We start from the raw sequence: 6,809 nt of genomic DNA, 5'->3' as shown, positions 1-6,809 counted from the left end.
GGCTGCACACCTACAATCTCCATCGCGGCCACACAGCACTCGGCGGTCAACCACCAGCCAGCCGTGTACCTAACATGTCAGGTCAGTACAGCTAGTGCGCGCTACCGTTCCTGAGACCGCAACGTAGCGAAGGGACAGAACAGATGAACCGGGTGTTTGTCATCGGCGTAGGCATGACGAAGTTCGAGAAGCCGGGCGGACGCGCAGCTCGCGGAGCGGACCATGAGACGGCCCGGGAGGGCTGGGACTACCCGGACATGGCGCGCGAATCGGGCACCAACGCCCTCGCCGACGCCGGAATCGACTACACCGAGGTCCAGCAGGGCTACGTCGGCTACTGCTCCGGGGACTCCACGTCGGGCCAGCGCGCGCTCTACGAGCTCGGCATGACGGGCATCCCGATCGTCAACGTCAACAACAACTGCTCGACCGGCTCGACGGCGCTGTACCTGGGTGCCCAGGCGATCCGCGGCGGGCTCGCCGACTGCGTGCTGGCGCTGGGCTTCGAGAAGATGCAGCCCGGTTCGCTCGGCGGCGGCGCCGACGACCGCGAGTCGCCGATGAAGCGGCACATCCTCGCGCTCAACGACATCGACACGATGCAGTTCCCCGTGGCGCCGTGGATGTTCGGCGCGGCCGGTCGCGAGCACATGAAGAAGTACGGCACCACCGCCGAGCATTTCGCCAAGATCGGCTACAAGAACCACAAGCATTCGGTGAACAACCCGTATGCGCAGTTCCAGGACGAGTACACCCTCGACGACATCCTGGGCGCCAAGATGATCTCCGATCCGCTGACCAAGCTGCAGTGCTCACCGACATCCGACGGCTCGGCCGCGGTGGTGCTGGCCAGCGAGGACTACGTCTCCAAGCACGGTCTGGCCGCCAAGGCCGTGGAGATCGTCGGGCAGGCGATGACCACCGACTTCGCGTCGACGTTCGACGGCAGTGCGGCCAACATCATCGGCTACGACATGAATGTCAAAGCCGCACAGCAGGTGTACGACCAGTCCGGGCTGGGCCCGCAGGACTTCCAGGTCATCGAGCTGCACGACTGTTTCTCGGCCAACGAGCTGCTGCTCTACGAAGCCCTCGGGCTGTGCGCCGAGGGTGAGGCGCCGAAGCTGATCGACAACAACGACACCACCTACGGCGGCCGCTGGGTGGTCAACCCGTCCGGCGGTCTGATCTCGAAGGGCCACCCGCTCGGGGCCACGGGGCTGGCTCAGTGCAGCGAGCTGACGTGGCAACTGCGCGGCGCCGCGGACAAGCGTCAGGTCGAGGGCGTGACCGCAGCCTTGCAGCACAACATCGGGCTGGGCGGGGCCGCCGTCGTCACCGCCTACCAGCGCGCCGACCGCTGACCCGGGGGCTCGCGCACGAAACACCGCGACGCGCTGCGGCGATACAGTGGACAGGTCGGGCGGTACCAGGAGGTTCGACCATGCGCACGGTAGGGACAATCGCGGTGTCGGTGCTGGCGGTGCTGTGCGCGCCGGCGGTCCCGGCGTCGGCCCAGCAACAGAATCCGCTCGACGTCATCGATCAGCTGGAGCTCTCCGGCTACACCGTCAACATCGACCGCATCGGCAGCGCTCCCCTGCAGGACTGCACCGTCACCGAGGTCCGCAATCCACAGCAGGTCGTCGAACCGGTCACCGTGATCGGACGTGACCGCGACGGCGATGTCGACCTCGATACAGTCAACGTTATTGCGCGGCAGACGATCTCGGTCTCTCTGGACTGCACTGGCTGATCCCGGAGCGCAGGGGTCCGAGCGCAGGAAAAGGCCCGGCCGGCGAATGCCGACCGGGCCTTCCTTCCCGTGCCCTACGCCGTCGCAGGGGCTTTCGCCTGCGCCGGCTCGTCGGCACGCGAGCCGTGATCCGAGTCGAGCATCGTCAGCTCGTCGAACGGATCGTTGCCCGCCAGAACGTTGTTCACCTTGCCCTTGTCGATGGTGTGCGTCCACGACCCGACCAGCAGGGTGGCCACCGCGTTGCCCGAGAAGTTGGTCAGCGCGCGGGCCTCGGACATGAACCGGTCGATGCCGACGATCAACCCCACGCCGTCGAGCAGGTCGGGCCGGTGGGCCTGCAGACCGCCGGCGAGGGTGGCCAGCCCGGCCCCGGTGACGCCCGCGGCTCCCTTGGACGCCACGATCATGAACACCAGCAGACCGATCTGCTCCGGCACCGACAGCGGGTCGCCGAGCGCGCCGGCGATGAACAGCGAGGCCATCGTCAGGTAGATCGCGGTGCCGTCGAGGTTGAAGGAGTAGCCGGTCGGGACCACCACGCCGACGGTGGTGCGGTCGACGCCGAGGTGCTCCATCTTCGCGATCAGGCGGGGCAGCGCCGACTCCGACGACGAGGTCGACACGATCAGCAGGTACTCGCGGGCCAGGTAGCGGACCAGCTTGAAGATCGACACCCCCGAGACCACCCGCAGGAGGGACCCCAACACACCGAACACGAAGATCGCGCAGGTCAGGTAAAAGCCGAGCATCAACGCCATCAGCTGACCGACCGCGGCCCAGCCGGTCTGTCCGACCACGTTGGCGATCGCGCCGAACGCGCCGATGGGCGCCAGCCACAGGATCATCACCAGCACCTTGAACACGAGCTTCTGCAGGTGCTCGATGCCGCGCAGGATTGGCTCCCCCGCCGAACCGAGACCCTGCAGCGCGAACCCGACGAGCAGCGCGATGAACAGCGCCTGCAGCACGCTGCCCTCGGTCAGCGAGGAGAACAGCGAGGTCGGGATGATGCCCTGCACGAAGTCCAGCAGCCCGCCGGCCTCATGCGCCTTGTCGGCCAGCTCGGCGCCCTTACCCGCGGTGTCGGTGACGTTCAGGCCGGTGCCGGGGTGAAGCAGGTTTCCGACCACCAGGCCGATCGCCAGTGCGAAGGTCGACATGGCGAGGAAGTACACGAACGCCAGCCCGCCGACCTTGCCGACGGTCGCGGCTTTGCGCACCGAGCCGATGCCGAGCACGATCGTGCAGAAGATGACCGGGGCGATCATCATCTTGATCAGGTCGACGAACATGGTGCCCAGCACGCCCACGCTCTTGCCCACTCCCGGGGCGGCGATGCCGACCGCGACACCGGCCACCACCGCCACGATGACGGCGATGTAGAGCCAGTGGGTGCGGTCCCGCTTCTTCGGGGGCTCGGGTGCCGGCTCTGCAGCCGGCCTGTCCATCGTGGTCGTCATCGTGACTGTCCTCCAGACGCTGCTCGGTAAATCGGTCTGAAAGGATGCTCTGGGAAAGCGTGAGCCAGGTCACGTATTAGTTCATTTCGTTCAACGGAGGTTCACGCGCCGATGCGACGGAGCCGACCCGCCGGCCGACCGTGGTGGCCGCGGTCGCTGGCCGGTCAGGCGATCGCGCTGCAGGTGCTCGTCATCGCGCTGATCGTCGTGGTCGGCAGCGCCCTGGCGCTGCTCGACGCCCGCCGCGACGCCGACGCCGCCGCCGAGGAACAGGTGCTCGGCATCGCCACGTCACTGGCGGACTCGCCGTCGACGGCCCAGGCGATCGAGGAGGGCCGCGCCACCGAGATCCTGCAGCCCGTCACCGAACTCGTCCGCAGGAACACCGACATCGCGTTCATCACGATCATGGCGCCGGACCGCACCCGGTTCACCCACACCGACCCCACGCAGATCGGCGGAAGCTACCTCGGGACCATCGAACCCGCCCTGCGCGGAGAGTCGTTCACCGAGGTCTACACCGGGACCCTGGGCCCGTCGATCCGCGCCGTGGCCCCGGTGCACGACTCCGACGGGCGGGTCATCGGCCTGGTCGCCGCCGGCATCCTGCAACAGAGCCTGGCCGACCGGTGGCGCGCCCAGTGGCCGGTGATCGCCTCGGTCGGCGTTGGCGCCCTTGCTATTTCGCTGCTGGGCGTCTGGGGCATCCGCCGCCGCCTGCTGCGCCAGACCCGCGGGCTGCGCCCCGACGAACTGCGCGTGATGTACGACCACCACGACGCGATCCTGCACTCGGTGTCGGAGGGGCTGATCGTGCTGGACCGCGACGGGGTCGCGCTGGCCAACGACGAGGCGCGCAGGCTGCTGTCCCTGCCCGAGGGCCGCATCGCCCAGGCCGATCTGCCCGAGTTCCTGCGCACCCACAACCCGGGCGCGCGCGACGAAGTCCACGTCACCGACGACCGGGTCCTGGTGGTCAACCGCTCCCGCGTCCAGGACGGCCCGGACTCCGACGGGTCGGAGGTGGTGACAATCCGCGATCGCACCGAATTGCAGGGCGCACTGGGCGAATTGAACTCGCTGAAGGTGCTCACCGACTCGCTGCGGGCCCAGGCCCACGAAGCGGCGAACACGTTGCACACGATCGTGACGATGGTCGAGATGGGGCGCGCCGAGCAGGCCGTCGCGTTCGCGACCGCCGAACTCGAACTGTCCCAGCAGCTGGTCGACCGGCTGTCGGCGGCGGTGCGCGAGCCGGCACTGGTGGCACTGCTCCTGGGCAAATCCGCGCAGGCCGGTGAACGCGGCATCGAGCTGACCGTCACCGAGGACACCGAGTTGCCCGCCGACAGCGAGGACCTGTTGCTCTCGGGGCCGGAGCTGGTCACGGTCGCAGGCAACCTCATCGACAACGCGATGGATGCCTGCGATCCCGACAACCCGTGGGTCGAGGTCACGGTGAACCAGCACGACGGGCGGCTGATGATCCGGGTGGCCGACAGCGGAGAGGGCATGGACCCCGGCACCTTCGAGAAGGCGATGCAGCGGGGCTACTCGACGAAGACTGGCGCCGACGTCGAACAACACGGTCTAGGCCTGGCCCTGGTGGCCCAGGTCGTGAAGCGACACCACGGGCTGCTGACCGCCGACGTGTCGTACGGTTCGGTCGTGACCGTGACGGTGGCTGCGCCGTGATCACCGTGCTGATCGTCGAGGACGAGCCGTTGATCGCCGAGGCGCACCAGGCGTATCTCGGCCGTCTGGAGGGCTTTTCGGTCGCCGCGGTGGCGCATACGGCCCGTGACGCCATGCGGGCGGCGTCCGAGGCGGCGGCCGGCGATCATCCGATCGATCTCGTGCTTCTCGACATCGGCCTGCCCGATGCCAGCGGAATCACCTTGGCGTCGGCCCTCTCCGGGCTGCGACCCGCGCCCGACATCATCACGATCACTTCCGAGCGCGACCTCGAGATGGTGCGGGCGGCCGTCGGGCACGGCGCACTGGCGTATCTACTGAAGCCGTTCACGTTCGCCGCATTCCGGGAACGGCTCGAACGCTATCGCCGCTATCGCGAGGCGCTGCCGGCCGGCACGGACGCCGCCAGTCAGGCCGAGGTCGACCGCGCCCTGTCCGAACTGCGGGTGGGGCCCGGCCGCGCAGCGGCTCCGAAAGGGGTGGCGCCCGGCACCAACGACGAAATCGCCCGAGCGGTCCGTGATTCCAGTGACGGGGTCACCGCCGATGAGGTCGCCAAGCAGGTCGGGGTGTCACGGGTGACGGCGTGGCGCTATCTCGAGCGCCTCGCCGACGAGGGCACGGTGCGCCGTCACACCGATTACGGCAAGGCCGGCAGGCCCAAGACCCGATATCAGTGGCGTTAGCGCGCGGCGGTCAGACGGTGACGGGCTGCCGGGTGCGGGGCGCGTTCAGCGCGAGCGGATCGGTCGCGAGGAACTGGGAGTACAGCATCGCGATCGAGGACTCGACGGAGAACACGCTCAGGCCGCCGGCGTAGTCGGCGACATAGAGCCGGGAACCGTCGCCGGCCCCCTGCGCCACGCACGAGGGGCGGGCGTCGACCTTCAGCGAGTCGATGACGTCGAGGCTCAGCGTGCACAGCACCGCGACGCGGTCGTAGTCGACGATGTAGGCGCGGGCCTGATCGGCGCTCATCACCAGCTGGGTGGGAGCCCCACCGAGGTTGACCTTGTCGGTGACCCTCATGGTGGACAGGTCGACCACCTGCACGGCGCCGCCGACGAGGCGGTCCGAGGTCAGGACGTAGACCGCACCGCCGGCGTGGGCGATGTCCCGGATGGGCGAACCGATGGGCAGCACGCGGGTCACGCGCGAGGTCTCGGCATCCACCACGATGAGGCGGCTTCCGTCCTCGTCGGTGACGCCGAGGTAGAGACGCTTGCCGTGGGGATCGACGCGCAGCGCGTCGATGTTCGCCGCGGGGCCGCGACCGATCTCGATGGTGCCCACCCGCTCGGCGGTGACGTCGATGACGGCGACGTCGACGCGGTCCTGAGCGGCGCGGCCTGCGTAGACGCGCTTCCCGTCGGGGCTCACGGCCAGTGCCGTGACACCGAACGCGACCGGGTACGACGCGAGCACCGCTCCGGAGTGCAGATCGGCGACGAGGACGGCGTCGTGGCTCGGGCCCGACACGCTGACGTAGGCGCGGTCGTTGGAGACGGCGACCGCCAGGGGCTCACCGTGGACTGCGATGGTGTCGACGACCGCCAACGTGGTCGGATCGAGCACCGACACGCTGTCGTTCCCGGCGTTGGCCATCACCACACCGCCGCTGCCGGCGGCGATGTCGCCGACCGGGCCGCGCGAGACCGCCACCCGGCGCTCCAGCACGACGTCGGTCCTGCCGGCGTTCTCCAGCGGCTCATCGACCGTCGGGGAGTCAACCTGTTCGTTGCGTCGTCCGTTGTGCATCACGTGCCCCTTGGGCATCAGAAAGTTAGCCATTGCTCGTGGTACCTCCGCCGGCAAAACGCGTGCCGGGCTCTTGATTGGGCCGTTTACGGCATTGCGCCCGTGGACGAGCGCGATCTGAACCGAGTGTAGCCACG

Annotated in this window: 6 protein-coding genes; 4 read left to right on the top strand and 2 right to left on the bottom strand. The window is 68.6% G+C overall.

Going from position 1 to position 6,809, the window contains the following annotated elements:
- The first annotated feature begins 143 nt into the window (after nt 1-143).
- A complete protein-coding gene (locus FHR72_RS12995) occupies nt 144-1,364 on the top strand; it encodes a lipid-transfer protein (RefSeq protein ID WP_183468417.1) in 1,221 nt (406 codons plus the stop codon).
- A gap of 80 nt (nt 1,365-1,444) precedes the next feature.
- Nucleotides 1,445-1,756, top strand: coding sequence for a hypothetical protein (locus FHR72_RS12990; RefSeq protein WP_183468415.1), 312 nt, complete (start codon nt 1,445-1,447; stop codon nt 1,754-1,756).
- Between the two features lie 74 nt (nt 1,757-1,830).
- Here FHR72_RS12990 and FHR72_RS12985 read toward each other — a convergent pair whose 3' ends face one another.
- Nucleotides 1,831-3,219 (bottom strand): cation:dicarboxylate symporter family transporter, encoded by a 1,389-nt coding sequence (locus tag FHR72_RS12985; protein ID WP_183468413.1) that lies wholly within the window; start codon nt 3,217-3,219, stop codon nt 1,831-1,833.
- 111 nt (nt 3,220-3,330) lie between these two features.
- Between FHR72_RS12985 and FHR72_RS12980 the strand changes: the two genes are divergently transcribed.
- Together FHR72_RS12980 and FHR72_RS12975 are read left to right on the top strand one after the other, a co-directional pair.
- The gene (locus FHR72_RS12980; protein ID WP_183468412.1) at nt 3,331-4,914 is read left to right on the top strand and encodes a sensor histidine kinase; all 1,584 of its coding nucleotides are present in this window, start codon (nt 3,331-3,333) and stop codon (nt 4,912-4,914) included.
- Nucleotides 4,911-5,600: a response regulator gene (locus FHR72_RS12975; RefSeq protein ID WP_183468410.1), complete on the top strand. Its 690-nt coding sequence runs from the start codon at nt 4,911-4,913 to the stop codon at nt 5,598-5,600. Before FHR72_RS12980 ends, FHR72_RS12975 begins: the two co-directional genes overlap by 4 nt.
- 10 nt (nt 5,601-5,610) lie before the next feature.
- On the opposite strand, the gene FHR72_RS12970 is transcribed toward FHR72_RS12975, so the two are convergent.
- The gene (locus FHR72_RS12970) at nt 5,611-6,705 is read right to left on the bottom strand and encodes an MmpL3/TtfA transport complex stabilizer (RefSeq protein WP_183468408.1); all 1,095 of its coding nucleotides are present in this window, start codon (nt 6,703-6,705) and stop codon (nt 5,611-5,613) included.
- Between the last annotated feature and the right edge of the window lie 104 nt (nt 6,706-6,809).

It is taken from the genome of Mycolicibacterium iranicum (genome assembly GCF_014190915.1).
GTDB lineage: Bacteria > Actinomycetota > Actinomycetes > Mycobacteriales > Mycobacteriaceae > Mycobacterium > Mycobacterium iranicum_B.
The sequence above is the reverse complement of the archived record's forward strand: the minus strand, read 5'-3'. Positions and strand labels throughout refer to the sequence as shown.

Excerpts from the sequence above, each read along its gene's own strand:
- FHR72_RS12970 (WP_183468408.1), bottom strand. The coding sequence starts at position 6,705 with ATGGCTAACTTTCTGATGCCCAAGGGGCACGTGATGCACAACGGACGA.
- FHR72_RS12995 (WP_183468417.1), top strand. The coding sequence starts at position 144 with ATGAACCGGGTGTTTGTCATCGGCGTAGGCATGACGAAGTTCGAGAAG.
- FHR72_RS12985 (WP_183468413.1), bottom strand. The coding sequence starts at position 3,219 with ATGACGACCACGATGGACAGGCCGGCTGCAGAGCCGGCACCCGAGCCC.
- FHR72_RS12990 (WP_183468415.1), top strand. The coding sequence starts at position 1,445 with ATGCGCACGGTAGGGACAATCGCGGTGTCGGTGCTGGCGGTGCTGTGC.
- FHR72_RS12980 (WP_183468412.1), top strand. The coding sequence starts at position 3,331 with ATGCGACGGAGCCGACCCGCCGGCCGACCGTGGTGGCCGCGGTCGCTG.